The sequence below is a fragment of the Natrinema versiforme JCM 10478 genome, assembly GCF_000337195.1.
GTDB lineage: Archaea > Halobacteriota > Halobacteria > Halobacteriales > Natrialbaceae > Natrinema > Natrinema versiforme.
In genome coordinates this window covers 1-16,101 of the sequence record NZ_AOID01000029.1, presented here as the reverse complement: position 1 = coordinate 16,101, position 16,101 = coordinate 1, and the positions used below count along the sequence as shown (strand labels likewise).

The 16,101-nt window shown below is 66.9% G+C and carries 17 protein-coding genes; 15 read left to right on the top strand and 2 right to left on the bottom strand.

Features of this window, described 5'->3' with window-relative positions; translation table 11 throughout:
- The first annotated feature begins 86 nt into the window (after positions 1–86).
- The 15 genes from ilvB (at position 87) to C489_RS09755 (ending at position 14,494) form a co-directional block, all read left to right on the top strand.
- A complete protein-coding gene (gene ilvB / locus C489_RS09825) occupies positions 87–1,898 on the top strand; it encodes a biosynthetic-type acetolactate synthase large subunit (protein WP_006431090.1) in 1,812 nt (603 codons plus the stop codon).
- Positions 1,895–2,557, top strand: a complete 663-nt coding sequence (ilvN, locus tag C489_RS09820) for an acetolactate synthase small subunit (protein WP_006431089.1) — start codon at positions 1,895–1,897, stop codon at positions 2,555–2,557. The genes ilvB and ilvN overlap by 4 nt, the downstream gene beginning before the upstream one ends.
- Entirely contained in the window at positions 2,550–3,605 is a 1,056-nt protein-coding gene (ilvC, locus tag C489_RS09815; RefSeq protein WP_006431088.1) for a ketol-acid reductoisomerase, read from the top strand. The genes ilvN and ilvC overlap by 8 nt, the downstream gene beginning before the upstream one ends.
- 9 nt (positions 3,606–3,614) lie before the next feature.
- Complete coding sequence (locus C489_RS09810; protein ID WP_006431087.1) at positions 3,615–3,902, top strand: hypothetical protein; 288 nt, start codon at positions 3,615–3,617, stop codon at positions 3,900–3,902.
- Complete coding sequence (gene leuC / locus C489_RS09805) at positions 3,899–5,320, top strand: 3-isopropylmalate dehydratase large subunit (RefSeq protein ID WP_006431086.1); 1,422 nt, start codon at positions 3,899–3,901, stop codon at positions 5,318–5,320. The genes C489_RS09810 and leuC overlap by 4 nt, the downstream gene beginning before the upstream one ends.
- A complete protein-coding gene (gene leuD / locus C489_RS09800; protein ID WP_006431085.1) occupies positions 5,317–6,045 on the top strand; it encodes a 3-isopropylmalate dehydratase small subunit in 729 nt (242 codons plus the stop codon). The genes leuC and leuD overlap by 4 nt, the downstream gene beginning before the upstream one ends.
- A gap of 150 nt (positions 6,046–6,195) precedes the next feature.
- On the top strand, positions 6,196–7,110 hold the full coding sequence (locus tag C489_RS09795) for a DMT family transporter (RefSeq protein WP_049890766.1): 915 nt from the start codon (positions 6,196–6,198) through the stop codon (positions 7,108–7,110).
- A gap of 61 nt (positions 7,111–7,171) precedes the next feature.
- Positions 7,172–8,152 carry a 3-isopropylmalate dehydrogenase gene (gene leuB, locus C489_RS09790; RefSeq protein ID WP_006431083.1) on the top strand — a complete coding sequence of 327 codons (981 nt, stop codon included), beginning with the start codon at positions 7,172–7,174 and terminating at the stop codon, positions 8,150–8,152.
- 246 nt (positions 8,153–8,398) lie between these two features.
- Complete coding sequence (gene glpR, locus C489_RS09785; protein WP_006431082.1) at positions 8,399–9,163, top strand: HTH-type transcriptional regulator GlpR; 765 nt, start codon at positions 8,399–8,401, stop codon at positions 9,161–9,163.
- Complete coding sequence (gene pfkB, locus C489_RS09780) at positions 9,160–10,068, top strand: 1-phosphofructokinase (protein ID WP_006431081.1); 909 nt, start codon at positions 9,160–9,162, stop codon at positions 10,066–10,068. The genes glpR and pfkB overlap by 4 nt, the downstream gene beginning before the upstream one ends.
- A gap of 203 nt (positions 10,069–10,271) precedes the next feature.
- Complete coding sequence (locus tag C489_RS09775) at positions 10,272–11,477, top strand: PTS fructose transporter subunit IIC (RefSeq protein ID WP_049890765.1); 1,206 nt, start codon at positions 10,272–10,274, stop codon at positions 11,475–11,477.
- A gap of 36 nt (positions 11,478–11,513) precedes the next feature.
- On the top strand, positions 11,514–11,984 hold the full coding sequence (locus C489_RS09770) for a PTS sugar transporter subunit IIA (protein WP_006431079.1): 471 nt from the start codon (positions 11,514–11,516) through the stop codon (positions 11,982–11,984).
- Entirely contained in the window at positions 11,984–12,277 is a 294-nt protein-coding gene (ptsH1, locus tag C489_RS09765; RefSeq protein ID WP_006431078.1) for a phosphocarrier protein HPr, read from the top strand. Before C489_RS09770 ends, ptsH1 begins: the two co-directional genes overlap by 1 nt.
- 4 nt (positions 12,278–12,281) lie before the next feature.
- Positions 12,282–14,036 (top strand): phosphoenolpyruvate--protein phosphotransferase, encoded by a 1,755-nt coding sequence (gene ptsP, locus C489_RS09760; protein WP_006431077.1) that lies wholly within the window; start codon positions 12,282–12,284, stop codon positions 14,034–14,036.
- Positions 14,033–14,494, top strand: a complete 462-nt coding sequence (locus tag C489_RS09755; RefSeq protein ID WP_006431076.1) for a PTS fructose transporter subunit IIB — start codon at positions 14,033–14,035, stop codon at positions 14,492–14,494. The genes ptsP and C489_RS09755 overlap by 4 nt, the downstream gene beginning before the upstream one ends.
- Before the next feature lie 118 nt (positions 14,495–14,612).
- Here C489_RS09755 and C489_RS09750 read toward each other — a convergent pair whose 3' ends face one another.
- Both C489_RS09750 and C489_RS09745 read right to left on the bottom strand, forming a co-directional pair.
- A complete protein-coding gene (locus C489_RS09750) occupies positions 14,613–15,587 on the bottom strand; it encodes a class 1 fructose-bisphosphatase (protein ID WP_006431075.1) in 975 nt (324 codons plus the stop codon).
- A partial coding sequence (locus C489_RS09745) for a class I fructose-bisphosphate aldolase (protein ID WP_006431074.1) occupies positions 15,584–16,101 on the bottom strand: 518 nt, incomplete at its 5' end. The genes C489_RS09750 and C489_RS09745, both read right to left, overlap by 4 nt.

Genomic DNA, 16,101 nt, shown 5'->3' with positions numbered 1-16,101 from the left:
GTATCGTTCTCCGAGCGATCACGACCCCAGCAGATGACACACTACCGTACACCACCCGATCGCCTGCAAACGGCGGGAGACAACCGATGAGCGAACGCGCAGCAGAGATTTCGCCAGCCGAGGACGAACAGGACGACGACCAAATCACCGACAGCGCCGCGCCCGACGCGGCCACCGACACAACGAGCGAGTCCGAGACCACGCTCGACCCCGTCACGACGGGTGCCGAATCCGTCGTTCGGGCGCTCGAGAACGCGGGCGTCGAGTACGCCTTCGGCGTGCAAGGCGGGGCGATCATGCCCGTCTACGACGCGCTCTATGACTCGGACATCTACCACGTGACGATGGCCCACGAGCAGGGCGCGGCCCACGCGGCCGACGCCTACGGCATCGTCTCGGGCGAACCGGGCGTCTGTCTGGCCACGTCGGGGCCGGGCGCGACCAATCTGGTCACCGGCATCGCCGATGCCGACATGGACTCGGATCCGCTGCTTGCTCTGACCGGGCAGGTCCCGACGGAGTTCGTCGGCAACGACGCGTTCCAGGAGACCGACACCACCGGCGTCACGACCCCGGTCACGAAGGAAAATACCTTCTCGAGCGACTCGGATCGCGTCGGCAGTGACGTCAGCGAGGCGTTCGCACTCGCCCGCGAGGGTCGACCTGGGCCGACGCTGGTCGACCTGCCGAAAGACATCACGAACGGCGAGACCGACCGCGAGCCGGACGCGCCGAACGTGCCCGACACCTATGAGGTCCAAGAGCGGGCCGACGAGGAGATCGTCGCAGCCGCGGCCGAGCGCATCGAGAACTCCGACCGACCCGCCTTGCTGCTCGGCGGCGGCGTCATCAAGGGTGAGGCCAGCGAAGCCTGCCGAGAGTTCGCCATCGAACACGAGATTCCGGTCATCACTACGATGCCCGGTATCGGCGCGTTCCCCGAGGATCACGAGCTGTCCCTCGAGATGGCGGGGATGCACGGCACCGGCTACGCAAACATGGCGATCACCCACTGCGACACGCTGATCGGCATCGGCACCCGGTTCGACGACCGGCTGACCGGTGGGATCGAGACCTTCGCGCCCGACGCGGAACTCGTCCACGTCGACATCGACCCCGCGGAGATCTCGAAGAACATCTACGCGGACTACCCGCTGGTCGGCGACGCCGAAACGGTCGTCGAGCAGCTGTCCGAGGCCGTCGACGAGTCGCCGGAAGCCAAGAAGTGGCGCGCCCAGTGCCAGCAGTGGAAATCCGACTACTCGATGGCCTACGACGCCCCCGAGGACGAGCCGGTCCAACCGGAGTTCGTCATCGAGGCCTTAGACGAGGCCACGAGCGACCGCGCGATCGTCACCACCGGCGTCGGCCAACACCAGATGTGGGCCTGCCAGTACTGGACCTACACCGAGCCCCGGACGTGGGTCTCGAGTCACGGGCTCGGCGCGATGGGCTATGGCCTGCCCTCGGCGATCGGCGCGCGGATCGCGGCCGACGACGATCAGGAGGTCGTCTGTGTCGACGGCGACGGCTCGTTCCTGATGACCCTACAGGGGCTGTCGGTCGCCGTCCGCGAGGAACTCGACATCACCGTCGCCGTGCTCAACAACGAGTACATCGGTATGGTCCGTCAGTGGCAGGACGCCTTCTTCGACGGCCGTCACTCCGCGTCGGACTACGGCTGGATGCCCGAGTTCGACAAGCTCGCCGAAGCCTTTGGCGCGTGCGGCTTCCGGATCGACGACTACGACGACGTCGCCGAGACCATCGACGCCGCGATCGCCTACGACGGCCCGTCGGTGATCGACGTCCACATCGACCCCGACGCCAACGTCTATCCGATGGTGCCAAGCGGCGGCGACAACGGCCAGTTCGCACTCACGGAGGACCAGCTATGAAGCGCGGACTCGAGGGCCCCTCGCCCGACGAGCGACCGTCCCCCGCGGGACGGCGCAACAAGCAGGGCATTCGCATCGACCCCGAGGTCGAAGCGACTCACAAACCCCGCCGGACCGTCATCTCGGCGCTGGTCACACACGAACCCGGCGTGCTCTCGGACGTCTCGGGACTGTTCTCGAGGCGGCAGTTCAACATCGAGAGCCTGACCGTCGGCCCGACCGAAGACGAGGATCGCGCGCGGATCACGATCGTCGTCGAGGAACCCGACCCGGGAATCGACCAGATCGAGAAACAACTGCGCAAGCTCGTGCCGGTCATCTCGGTCCGGGAACTCGAGCCCGACGCGATGCGCCGGGAGCTGGCGCTGATCAAAGTCGACGCCAAGCGCCCCGATCGGGTCGCCGCCGTCGCGGACATGTACGACGGAAAGACCGTCGACTCGAGTCCGGAGACGGCGACGATCGAAGTGACCGGCGCGCGCCGGAAGATCGAGGCTGCGATCGACACCTTCAGCCAGTTCGGGATTCGGGAGATCTCCCGGACGGGGACGACGGCGCTGGCCCGCGGCACGGACCGAACGGCCGCGCCCGAATCGACAGCACAGCCCGCCGACGAGGCGAACCACGACGACCAATACACACCAGCAGACGATGACTGACGACTTCACCACCGACATTTACTACGACGACGACGCAGACGTATCGACCCTCGACGACGAGACCGTGGCCGTGCTGGGCTACGGGAGCCAGGGCCACGCCCACGCGCTGAACCTCCACGAGAGCGGGGTCGACGTGGTCGTCGGCCTGCGCGAGAGTTCGTCCTCGCGATCGGCCGCCGAAGCCGACGGACTGACCGTCGAGACGCCCGCCGACGCGGTCGCACAGGCCTCCTACGTCTCCGTGCTCGTGCCCGACACCGTGCAGGCGGACGTCTACGAGAACGCCATCGAGCCGAACCTCGAGGAGGGTGACACGCTGCAGTTCGCCCACGGGCTGAACATCCACTACAACCAGATCGAGCCCCCGGAGGGCGTCGACGTGACGATGGTCGCGCCGAAGAGCCCGGGCCACCTCGTCCGCCGCAACTACGAGAACGACGAGGGGACCCCCGGCCTGCTGGCGGTCTATCAGGACACGACCGGCGACGCCGAAGAGCGCGCCCTCGCGTACGCGAAGGGGATCGGCTGTACCCGCGCCGGCGTCATCGAGACGACGTTCCAGGAAGAGGTCGAATCCGACCTCTTCGGCGAGCAGGCAGTGCTGTGTGGCGGCGTCACCTCGCTGGTCAAACACGGCTACGAGACGCTGGTCGACGCGGGCTACTCGCCGGAAATCGCCTACTTCGAGTGTCTCAACGAACTCAAACTGATCGTCGACCTGATGTACGAAGGCGGGAACATGGAGATGTGGAACTCCGTCTCCGACACCGCCGAGTACGGCGGTCTCACCCGCGGCGACCGGATCGTCGACGAGTCGGTTCGAGAGAACATGGAAGAGGTCCTCGAGGAGGTCCAGAACGGCGAGTTCACGCGCGAGTGGATCGTCGAGAACCAGGCCGGCCGGCCGAGCTACAGTCAGCTTCGGAACGCCGAGCAGAACCACGACATCGAGGAGGTCGGCGAGCGCCTGCGCGATCTGTTCGCATGGGCTGAGGACGAAGGCACAGAGAGCGAAGACGAGTCCGTCCAGGTGCAGGCGGACGACTAACGAGAACACATGAGCGACAACGACACAACGGACACGATGGCCGACGTCAGCCACACCAACCCCCGGACGGGGGAGACAGCCGGCCAGCTGTTCAGCCGCGGACCGACCGTCGTCGCCGACGGCGGGGAGTCGGCTGCGGCCGAAGCCAGCGAAAACGGGCGCACAGAGACGGATAGAACGATGCGTAGCGTCGACCACACGCCGCCGAAACAGGCCGACGACGCCAACCGCGTCTTCGAACGCGGCACCGAACACGGTCGACGCGCCGAGCGCGACACCGTCGGAGACGAGCAATGAGTCAGGGCACGCTATACGACAAGGTTTGGGATCGACACAAAGTAACCCAGCTGCCGACCGGACAGGATCAGCTGTTCGTCGGGCTCCACCTCATCCACGAGGTGACCAGCCCGCAGGCGTTCGGGATGCTCCGCGAACGCGACCTCGAGGTCGCGTATCCTGAACTGACCCACGCGACGGTCGACCACATCGTCCCGACGGCCGACCAGTCCCGCCCCTACAAGGAGGACGCGGCCGAGGAAATGATGGCCGAACTCGAAGAGAACGTCCGCGACGCGGGCATCGAGTTCTCGGACCCGACGACGGGCGATCAGGGGATCGTCCACGTCATCGGTCCGGAACAGGGCATCACCCAGCCCGGCAAGACGATCGTCTGTGGCGACTCCCACACCTCGACTCACGGAGCCTTCGGCGCGCTCGCGTTCGGGATCGGGACCTCCCAGATTCGGGACGTGCTCGCGACGGGCACCATCGCCATGGAGAAACAGAAGGTCCGCAAGATCCAGGTCGACGGCGAACTCGGCGATGGCGTCGAGGCCAAAGACATCATCCTCGAGATCATCCGCCGACTCGGCACCGAGGGCGGCGTCGGTTACGTCTACGAGTACGCCGGCGAGGCCATCGAGTCGCTGGGGATGGAGGGTCGGATGTCGATCTGTAACATGTCCATCGAGGGCGGCGCTCGCGCGGGCTATGTCAACCCCGACGAGACCACCTACGAGTGGCTCGAGCAGACGGACTACTTCCAGGAGAATCCCGAGAAGTTCGAGGAACTCAAGCCGTACTGGGAATCCATCCGTTCCGACGCAGACGCCGAGTACGACGACGTGGTCCACATCGACGCGAACGAACTTGAGCCGGTCGTCACGTGGGGGACCACGCCCGGACAGGGGATCGGCATCTCCGATCCGATTCCGGAGCCGGAGTCGCTGCCCGCGGAGAAACAGGATACTGCTCGACGCGCACAGGAGCACATGCGCGTCGAGCCCGGCGACACGATGGAGGGCTACAACATCGACGTGGCTTTCCTCGGTTCCTGTACGAATGCCCGCCTGCCGGACCTGCGACGCGCCGCCCGGATTGTCGAGGGCCGCGAGGTCGCCGACGACGTCCGCGCGATGGTCGTTCCCGGCAGCCAGCGCGTGCAGAAAGCCGCCGAGGAGGAAGGGCTCAAAGACACCTTCGAGGAAGCCGGCTTCGAGTGGCGCAACGCCGGCTGTTCGATGTGTCTCGGCATGAACGAGGACCAACTCGAGGGCGACGAGGCCTGTGCCTCCTCCTCGAACCGGAACTTCGTCGGCCGACAGGGATCGAAGGACGGCCGTACAGTGCTGATGAACCCGCGAATGGTCGCCGCCGCGGCGATCACCGGGGAAGTCTCTGACGTGCGCGATCTGAAGGAGGTGAATCTGGCGTGACCCGCGAGGACGAGCGAAGCGAGTCCTCGGAACGAGCGAGCGGGCGGATGCCCGCGAGCGACGCCGAGGTTCGGGAGATCCGAACCGACGGCGGCGACGAAGTCGAAATTCCCGAGGTCAATTACGTCTCCGGTTCGGGCGTCCCGATCCGGGGCAACGACATCGACACCGACCAGATCATTCCCGCGCGGTTCATGAAGGTCGTCACCTTCGACGGACTGGGCGAGTTCGCGTTCTTCGATCTGCGGTTCGACGATGACGACAACCAAAAGGATCACCCGTTCAACGAGGACCGCTATCAGGACTCTTCGGTGATGGTCGTCAACAGCAACTTCGGCTGTGGCTCCTCCCGCGAGCACGCGCCCCAGGCCCTGATGCGCTGGGGGATCGACGCGATCATCGGCGAGAGCTTCGCCGAGATTTTCGCGGGCAACTGTCTCGCCCTCGGTATTCCGACTGTGACCGCCGACAGCGAGACGATCGAGGCCCTCCAGGACTGGGTCGACGCGAACCCCAACGGCGAGATCGACATCGACGTCGAGGCCGAGGAGGTCACCTACGGCGGGAAGACCATCGACGTCACCGTCGACGACGCCCAACGCAAGGCGCTCGTCGACGGCGTCTGGGACACGACGGCGCTGATGAAGTCCAACGCCGGCGCTGTCCGCGAGAAGGCTCGAGAGCTGCCGTACGTCGACGACGCGGCGATTCCCGAAGCCGAGTAAGCAACCGAGCCGGCTCTTCGGCTAATCCAGCCGATTGCAGTTCGAGGCTCGAGCGACCTGCGGCGACGGATTTCTACAGCCTCGAGCGGAGAGCACTGAACGACTGCTGGTATCGCGAGATATTTCGGCACCTGTCCGCTACCAGTTCCTATGTCTCGGTCCCTCGATGTGTCGCTTTTCGTGTTGCTCGCTGTTCTCTGGGGGTTTTCCTTTCCGGCGATTTCGATCGGACTGGAGACCCTGCCGCCGCTGCTGTTTGCGGCCGCTCGGTACGACATCGCGGCGCTGCTGTTGCTCGCCGCCGCGGCCGTTCGCGTCGAGGAGTGGCGGCCGACCGCGCGGAACGATCTCGCGGCAGTCGCGGGCGGCGGCGTCTTCCTCATTGCCGGCAACGGCCTGCTTTTCCTCGGCCAGCAGACGGTGCCAAGCGGCGTCGCGGCGATCTTGCAAGGACTGGTACCGGTCATCACCGCGCTGTGGGCGATTCCCCTACTGGGCGAGCGCCTCTCGGGGCTCGGTGCCGCCGGTGCCGCGATCGGTTTCCTCGGCGTCGGCCTGATCGTCCAGCCCGATCCCGGCAACCTGCTCGCGGGTGACACCGCCGCGCGACTGCTCATCGTCGGGCAGGTCTGCAGCGTCGCGCTCGGCGGCGTCCTGATTCAACGCGCGGGCCCGACGCTCGAGCAGCTACCGCTGGTCGGGTGGTCGATGCTCGTCGGCGGCCTCGTCTTGCACACCGTCAGCCTCGGCACGGGCGAGGTTCCGACCCTCGAGATCATCAGCCCCGTCTCGGCGGGCGCGTTGCTCTACCTCGGCGTCTTCGCGACCGCGATCGCGTTCATGATCTACTTCGCGATCCTCGAGAAATACGGCGCGTTCGAGGCGGCGCTGATCGGCTACGCGGTGCCGATCGTGGCGACCGCCGCGAGCGTCGTCCTGCTCGGCGAGGAAATCGGCGCGCTGACGCTCGCCGGCTTCGGCCTGGTCGCCGTGGGATTTGTGCTGCTCAAGCGGCGCGCGATCGCCGATGCGGTGGGGTTTTCGACAGGGGTCGGCAGCCCTTGAATCGAACGCGAGCGATGACAGTATCGATACCCTCTTTTCAGCGCCACGTCGATGAGTGTGTATGACTCACGAAATCGCCGTCATTCCGGGCGACGGGATCGGACAGGAAGTAACACCCGCCGCGGTCGCGGTCCTCGAGGCCCTCGAGATCGACTTCGAGTTCGTCGAAGCTGACGCTGGCGACGCCGTGAAAGAAGAGACCGGCGAGGCGCTGCCCCAGGAGACCTACGACCTCGCGGCGTCGGCCGACGCGACGCTGTTCGGCGCGGCCGGCGACACGGCCGCGGACGTCATCCTCCCGCTCCGAGAGGCAGTCGACTCCTTCGTCAACGTCCGCCCGGCGAAGGCGTATCCCGGCGTCGACGCCGTCCGCCCCGAGACGGATCTCGTCTTCCTCCGTGAGAACACCGAGGGCGTCTACTCGGGGCTCGAGGATCGACTGACCCAAGACGTCTCGACGCTGACCCGCGTCGTCACGGAATCCGCGTCGGAACGACTCGCCGAGTTCGCCTGCGAGTACGTTTCCGGTGACGACCACGACGGGTTCTCGATCGTCCACAAGGCGAACGTCATGCGCGAGACGGACGGGCTCTTCCGCGATACGGTCAAAGGCGTCGCGGACGAGAACGGCGTCGAGACCGACCAAGTGCTGATGGACGCCTTCGCGACCCGGGTCTGTCTCGACCCCGAGCAGTTCGACGTGGTCGTCTGTCCGAACCTCGCGGGCGACGTGCTCTCGGATCTTGCGGCCGGGCTCGTGGGCGGCCTCGGTCTCCTGCCCTCGGCCAACATCGGCCCCGACCGCGCCCTGTTCGAGCCCGTCCACGGCACCGCGCCCGACATCGCCGGCGAGGGGGTCGCGAACCCGGCCGCGACGATCATCTCCGCCGCCATGCTCCTCGAGTACCTCGGCTACGACGAGGAGAGCGACCGCGTTCACGCGGCCGTCGAGGCGACGCTCGAGGACGGGCCACGCACGCCGGATCTGGGCGGCGACGCCTCGACCGGGGACGTGACCGACGCGATCATCGACCGGCTGTAACCTCCCCAGTACGAGTTCCGTTCGGTTTCGGTACCGACTCTCGATCCGGTTCCGAGTTCGGCTTTCGATTTCGGCACCGGTCCGGGTTCGCGTTTCGTTTTCATCCACTATCGTTTTGCGCTGCCTGCAGCCGACGAGCGAACGCGATTCGTCCCGTGGCCGTTCTATGCAAACAGAAACAATCGCATAGATCGGCATAAACAAATAAAACCGTGCAGACCTGAGACAGTATCGAAGACGTTCCCCATGTTACCCGAACAGCGGAAGCGAAAGATCGTCGAACTCGTCTCGGATCGGGACGGCTGCTCGGTCGACGCGCTGGCCGACGAGCTCGGTGTGTCGAAGGCGACGATCCGGCGTGACCTCGACGAACTAGAGGACGAGCGACTGATCGAGCGGTCCCACGGCGGGGCGGTACCGATGACCGCAGTCGGCCGCGAACAGACCTACGGGCAAAAGGAGGTCCAGAACCTGGAGGCGAAGGCCGCGATCGGTTCGCGGGCGGTGACGGAGATCCACGACGGTCAGGTCGTGTTCTTCGACTCGGGAACGACCACGATGCAGGTCGCGATGCAGGTGCCGACGGACATCTCCTTCATTCCGGTGACCAATTCCCCGCTGCTCGCGCTCGAACTCGGGAAAGAGGCGACCGACGTGAAGCTCACCGGCGGAACGCTCCGTCACCGGACGCGGGCGCTCGTCGGCCCGAGCGCGGAGGCGTTCATGGAGCGAACGAACTTCGATCTCCTCTTTCTCGGAACGAACGCTCTCTCCGACGACGGGAGCCTGACGACCCCTAACGAGGACGAAGCCCGCATGAAACAGCTCATGGTCGAGAGCGCCGAGCGCGTCGTGCTCGTCGCCGACGAGACCAAGTTCGGAGAGCGAAGTTTCGCCCAGTTCGCCACCCTCGAGGATGTCGATGTGCTGGTGACCGACGCCGAACCGACCGGCGAACTCGCCGAGACGTGTACGGCGGCCGACGTGATCGTGGGGGTGGAGGCCGGATGATCGCGAGCGTCACGCTCAACCCGGCAGTCGACTACACGGTCGAGTTGCCCGACCCACTCGCCGACGGCGCGATCGCGCGTACCGACGAGTACCGCTACGACGCGGGCGGGAAGGGGATCAACGTCTCGAAGTACCTGGCAGCACTCGGCGTCGACACCGTCGCGACCGGTCTGGCTGGCGGCCGGCTCGGGCGATTCCTCCGGGACGAACTGTCGACGGACGGGATCGCGACCGATTTCGTCGAAATCGAGGGCGAGACCCGACTGAACACGACCGTCCTCACGGCCGATGGCGAGTACAAGATCAACCAGAACGGTCCGCGAGTCTCGGGGGTCGCGATCGAGACGATCGGCGAGCGATTGCGCGAGTACGACCCTGAGACGGTGGTTATCGCCGGCAGTCGCCCGAAGGGCGTCGGCCCCGACGCGATCGATCGACTCGCCGACGCCGGGCCCTGGGAGACGGTCGTCGACGTGGACGGCGCGACGCTCTCGGCACTCGAGGGAGAGTACGCGCTCTGCAAACCGAACCTCGAGGAACTCGCGGCAGCGACGGACACCCGGATCGACGGCGTTCGGGACGCGCTCGCGGCCGCCGACGCGCTTCGGGCGGACGGCTTCGAGCGCGTCGTCGCCTCCCTCGGTGACGAGGGTGCCGTGATGGCGACCCCGGAGCGGCACCTCCACGCGCCCGCGAGGGACGTTACCGTGGTCGATACCGTCGGAGCCGGCGACTCCCTGTTGGCCGGTGTCCTCGCCGCCCACGCGCGCGGCGAGTCGGCCGCCCAGGCACTCCGCTCCGGTGTCGCCGTCTCGTCGCACGTCGTCTCCGTCTCGGGGACACAGGTCCCGCCGCTGACCGACGTCAGCAACGAGCGGGACGCGATCGCGGTGTCGACGTATTGACCGAGCGCGGTCGCGTCCGGTCGAACTGATCGATGTGATCGGCGGTGACGCAACCGATCGTACCCACCGGTATGGCCCTTCTCAATGCACCCTGTCCGTCTCCGTCCGAAACTTAATACTATATAATACAATAAGAAACAAACATACTCGAAACTATTTTGCCACAGAGATACGAACGTTTCGCTATAGCGTGTTAGATAATTATGAACGATAGGGTAGCAAACAGACTTCGCACGCACCTCACGTCGGTGAAAGAGGACCTGATGACGGGCGTGTCATTTATGATCCCGTTCGTGACGATCGGCGGGATCTGCCTCGCGCTCGCGTTCATGGTCGCGGAGCTGCCGGAGACGATTCTGGGACTTCCGATGCCCGGCGCGGAAACGACCACCGAGACCGTCTTCGAGGATACGGGAACGATCCCGTGGTACCTAGCCCAGATCGGCGACCTCGGACTAACGCTCATGATCCCCGTTCTAGGTGGGTATATCGCGTACGCGATCGCGGACAAACCCGGACTCGCGCCCGGGTTCACCCTCTCGTGGGTGATCCAGCAGGAGGCGATCATCGAGGCCGCCGGGCTAGTCATCGGCTTCGAGGCCGACGGAGCGGTCGCCGGCTTCCTCGGGGCGATCGTCGTTGGCCTCCTCGCGGGCTACGTCGCCCGCTGGATGAAAGGGTGGTCGGTGCCATCGGTCGTCTCGCAGATGATGCCGATCCTTATCATCCCCGTGTTCACGACGCTGCTGCTCGCCCCGATCGTCATCCTCGGTCTCGGGGTCCCGATCGCCATCCTCGACGACGCGCTGACGTCCGCACTCGAGGGCATGCAGGGATCGAACGCCCTCCTGCTCGGGGCGATCCTCGGGGGAATGATGGCGGTCGACATGGGCGGCCCGATCAACAAGGTCGCGTACGTGTTCGGGACCGTCCTCGTCGCGGACCAGATCTTCGCGCCGATGGCCGCCGTGATGATCGGCGGGATGGTCCCGCCGCTCGGCCTCGCGCTCTCGAATTTCATCGCGCCCCAGAAGTACGCCGCGGAGATGTACGAGAACGCGAAGGCGGCTGTCCCGCTCGGCTTTGCCTTCATCACGGAGGGGGCGATCCCCTACGCCGCCGCCGATCCGCTCCGGGTCATCCCGTCGGCAGTCCTCGGCAGCGCGACGGCCGGCGCGGCAGCGCTCTGGCTCGGCGTGACGATGCCGGCCCCCCACGGCGGCATCTTCGTCGTGATCCTCTCGAACAGCGCGCTGCTGTTCCTCGCCTGTATTGCACTCGGGACAGCGGTCACAGCCACGGTCGCCACGCTGATCAAGCCGGACTACCACGAGCGAGTCGCCGGTGCCAAACCAGCGAAGTCCGTAACCGACTCCGGACAGACGAACGCAGGACAAACGAACGACTAACGCCACGATGGCCGATACTACCACAGCGATCAGACAATGACTCAAACCGAACCCGAAATCGACGCCGTACTGATCCCCGAACTGATCACGCTCGAGGAACCGCCCGAAGAGAAGGCAGCCGCGATCGAATTCCTGCTCGACCGCGCGGTCGACGCCGGCCGCGTCACCGACCGCGAGGCAGCCCTCGAGGCGCTGCTCGCCCGCGAGGAGGAGACGACGACAGGCGTCGGCATGGGGATCGGTATCCCGCATGCGAAGACCGACGCGGTCGCCGAGCCGACCATCGTCTTCGCGCGCTCCTCGGCCGGCATCGACTTCGACGCGATGGACGGCGAGCCGGCAACGCTGCTGTTCATGCTGCTCGTCCCCGCCGAGGGCGGGGAAGACCACCTCGAGCTCCTGAGTTCGCTCTCGCGGGCCCTGATGCACGATGACGTTCGCGAGCGCCTCCACGAGGCCGACTCGAAGGCGGCGATCGAGGAGACGATCACGGAGGCGGTCGCGTGATGGAGCGCACCGTCACCGTAGTCCCCGAGGACGGACTCCACGCGCGGCCGGCCGCGACGTTCGTCGAGACGGCGACCGAATTCGACGCCGACGTACGGGTCGCCCCGGCCGATGGGGACGAGCCGGTCGACGCAGCGAGCATGCTCGCGGTGACCAGCCTCGGTGTCGCCAGCGGCGAGGACGTCCGGCTGATCGCCGAGGGCGACGACGCCGAAGCGGCGCTCGACGACCTCGAGGAACTGCTCACGACGCCTGAGACCGAGTCCGCGGCCGAATCGAGTTCGGGGACCTGAATCCATGACTCCGGAGTCCGCACCGCGAGCGCACGAAGGAACCGGCGTCACGCCGCTATCTGATGTCGGCAGCGTCGTCTGGTACGATCCGAACGCCGACCTCGAACTCGACGAGCCGCCCGCGGCCGAGACGGTCGATCCCGACGCCGAACGCGAGCGGTTCGAGGACGCGCGAGAGCGCGCTCGCGCGGAACTCGAGCGCGAGCGCGACCGAACCGCCGAGCGCGTCGGCGAGGACGAGGCTGCGGTGTTCGACGCGCATAAACAGTTCGTCGACGATCCGCAGATCATCGACGGCGTCGAAGCGGGTGTCGACGACGGCCTGCCAGCCGAGCACGCGGTCGAGGACGCCTTCGAGGACCCCATCGCGCGGTTCGAGGGGATGGACGGGCGGATGGCCGAGCGCGCTGACGACCTCCGCGACGTGCGGGACCGACTGTTGCGGCTGCTCACCGACGCGGATCGCGTCGACCTCGCTTCGCTGTCGACGGGTTCGGTTCTCCTCGCCGAACGCTTGACGCCGAGCGATACCGCACAGCTCGACTCCGAGCGCGTCGCCGGATTCGCGACGATCGAGGGCGGTCGGACCTCCCACGCCGCGATCTTCGCCCGCTCGCTGGGGATCCCCGCCGTCGTCGGCGTCGGCGACGGCCTCGAGTCGATCGACGACGGGACCGACGTACTGGTCGACGGCGAGGACGGCGCGGTGATCGCCGACCCGACGCCCGACCAGCGCGAGCGCGCGGCCGGCGGCCGCGACGTCGAGATTCGCGAGGAATCGGTCGAGACGGCCGACGGACGCGCCGTCGAGGTCGCGGCCAACGTCGGTACCCTCGCGGAACTCGAGGGTGCCGTCGCGCAGGGCGCGGACGGGATCGGTCTCTTCCGGACCGAGTTCCTCTTTCTCGACCGGGAGGCGCCGCCCGACGAGGACGAACAGGTCGAGGTCTACCGCGAGGCGCTCGCGGCGTTTCCCGACGGACGGGTCGTCGTGCGGACGCTCGACGTCGGCGGCGACAAGCCGATCCCGTATCTCGACATGCCGGACCCGGAGAACCCGTTCCTCGGCGAACGCGGGATCCGGCGGTCGCTCGGTCCCGACGCCGACCTCTTCGAGACGCAGTTGCGCGCGCTGCTCCGGGCGAACGCGGCCGAACCGGGCACGCTCTCGGTGATGTTCCCGATGGTCGCAACGGTGTCGGAGCTCGAGGCCGCCCTGGAGACCGCGGCGTCGGTCGCCGACGACCTCGCGTCCGAAGGACTCGACCGCGAGGTGCCGGAGCTGGGCGTGATGATCGAAACGCCGAGCGCGGCGCTGACGGCCGAGGCGCTCGCCGAACGCGTCGACTTCCTGAGTATCGGGACGAACGACCTCACGCAGTACGTGATGGCCGCGGCCCGGGAGAACGACCGCGTCGCCGAGTTGCACGATCCCTGTGAGCCGGCCGTGCTCCGGGCGATCGAGCGCACCGTCGCGGCCGGTCACGCGGGCGACGCGTGGGTCGGCATGTGCGGCGAGATGGCCGGCGATCCCGACCTGACCGAACTACTCGTGGGGCTCGGGCTCGACGAGCTTAGTATGAGTGCCGTAACGATCCCCGACGTAAAGGCGAATATCGCGGCGGTCGATACCGCGGACGCCGAGACGCTCGCCGAGAGCGCGACGGACGCGGCCACGAGCGCCGCCGTCCGGGACCGCGTAGCAAACCGCGACCACGACCACAATCGCGATTCAGATTCCGACTCCGAAACACCATGAAATTCGTCGCAGTCACGTCCTGTCCGACCGGTATCGCACACAGCCAGATGGCGGCAGAGAACTTAGAGCAGACGGCCCAAGCGAACGGCCACGAGATCGACGTCGAGGTCCAGGGTGCCATGGGCCAGGAGAACGAACTCTCGAGCGAGGCCATCGAGGCGGCCGAGGCGATCATCATCGCCGCAGACACGTCCGTAACCCGGGACCGCTTCGCGGACATGCCGGTCGTCGACGCGCCGGTGAAAGAGGCCGTCAACGACGCCGACGGGCTTCTCGAACGCGCAGTCAAGGCGGCCGACGGTGCGACCGCGACGGCGACAACCCCGAGCGAGCCGGGAGTGGAGACCGACGTCGCCGCCGGCACCGACGACGACATCGAGGACTCGAGCGAATCCGTGAAACGCGGCGGCGATCCCTCGAAAGGGCTGTTCGCTCGGCTCAAGCGGCTGCTTTCCTAACGCCGATCGTTTCGATGCGTTCGCTCTGTTCCCCGCTCGCATCGTTCGCTCGATTTCTCCGGACACACGTACGTCGGCCCGGTATCGACACTCGGTTCAGCGATCGAAGCCGCACTCGTCACTCGGTCCCGAGGACGGATTCTATCCGACCGATCGGCTCCGGGGAGCCGACGAAGACCGGCACGCGTTCGTGCAGACCGTTCGGATCTCGCTGTCGGAGCCGGTTCGGTGTCGTCTCCGTGTCGGCGTCATCCTCGGCCGTGGAACCATCGATCGCCCGGCCGCCGGCGGTCTCGACGACGTGTGCGATCGGATTCGCCTCGTACTGCAGGCGCAAGACGCCGTCCGGTCGGCGATCGGTGCCCGGATAGCAGAGCACCCCGCCGTGGTCGAGGAGCGTCACCACGTCGGCGACTGCCGCGCCGCAGTACCGCAACCGTCGTTCGGCGCGGAACGAATCGAAGAGATCCAGCAGGGTCGGCGACAGGTCGTCACGGCGGCCGGAGTATCCACAGACGCCGTCGAGCCCGTCGCCAGCACCGTCCACGGCACGCTCGCTCGCGAGAGAGATCCGATGGGGATCGATCCGCTCACCGTCCTCGTCGACCCGATACCGAACCACGTCGCCGTCGGCCGCGACGGTCATCGTGACAGTCGGCCCGAAGATCACGATTGCGCTCGCGACTAGATCGGTGCCGCGGGCCGGCAGCGGCGCGTCGTAGATCCCCAGGACCGTCCCGATCGGGGCGTTCGCGGCGAGGTTGTCCGAGCCGTCGAGCGGGTCGATGGCGACGCCGTACCCGTCGCCGCAGTCGAGCGCGTCGGCGCGCTCCTCGCTCGCGTAAGCACCGACCACCTCGAGCGACGCGATCGCCTCGCGAAAGCGGTCGTCGAGCCATCGATCGGCTACCGACTGATCGTCGCCGGTCGGGTTGCGGTCGTCGGTCGCCCGGTCGTCGTCACCGCCAGTGGCGGCCGTAGCGCCGTCCAGGTGACCGCGCAGACGCGGGAGTTCGGCGGGCACGTCGGCGGCGACCGCCGCGACCGCGTCCAAGATCGGTTCGTGGTCGGCGTCCGAATCGGCCACGGTCATAGCGCACCGTCGGCCGACGCGCCCTCGAATATCACTCGCTCGAGGGCGTCGAGGATCCGTTCGGGGTTCTCTCGCTGCCAGACGTTGCGACCGACGGCGAGCCCGCCCGCCCCGGCGTCCATGGCGGCTTCGACCGTCGAGAGGAACTCGTAATCGCTCGTCTTCGACCCGCCGCTCAGGACGACCCGGACATCGCCGGCCGCGTCGACCGCGTGCGAGAGCGCTTCCGGACTGCGCGGGTATTTCACCTTCGCGATGTCGGCACCCAACTCGAGCCCGATCCGGGCCGCGTAGGCGATGACCTCGGGGCTGCGGTGTTCCTTGATCGCTTGGCCGCGCGGATACGACCACATGGCGACGGGGAGATCGTAATCGCGCGCTCGTTCCTGGACCGCGCGGAACTCCTCGACCATCTCCGGCTCGCGGTTCGTCCCCGGGTAGACGGTGTAGCCGATCGCGTCGGCACCGGTCTCGACGGCGCTTTCGACCGACCACGTCTGCGGCGAGTACGGCT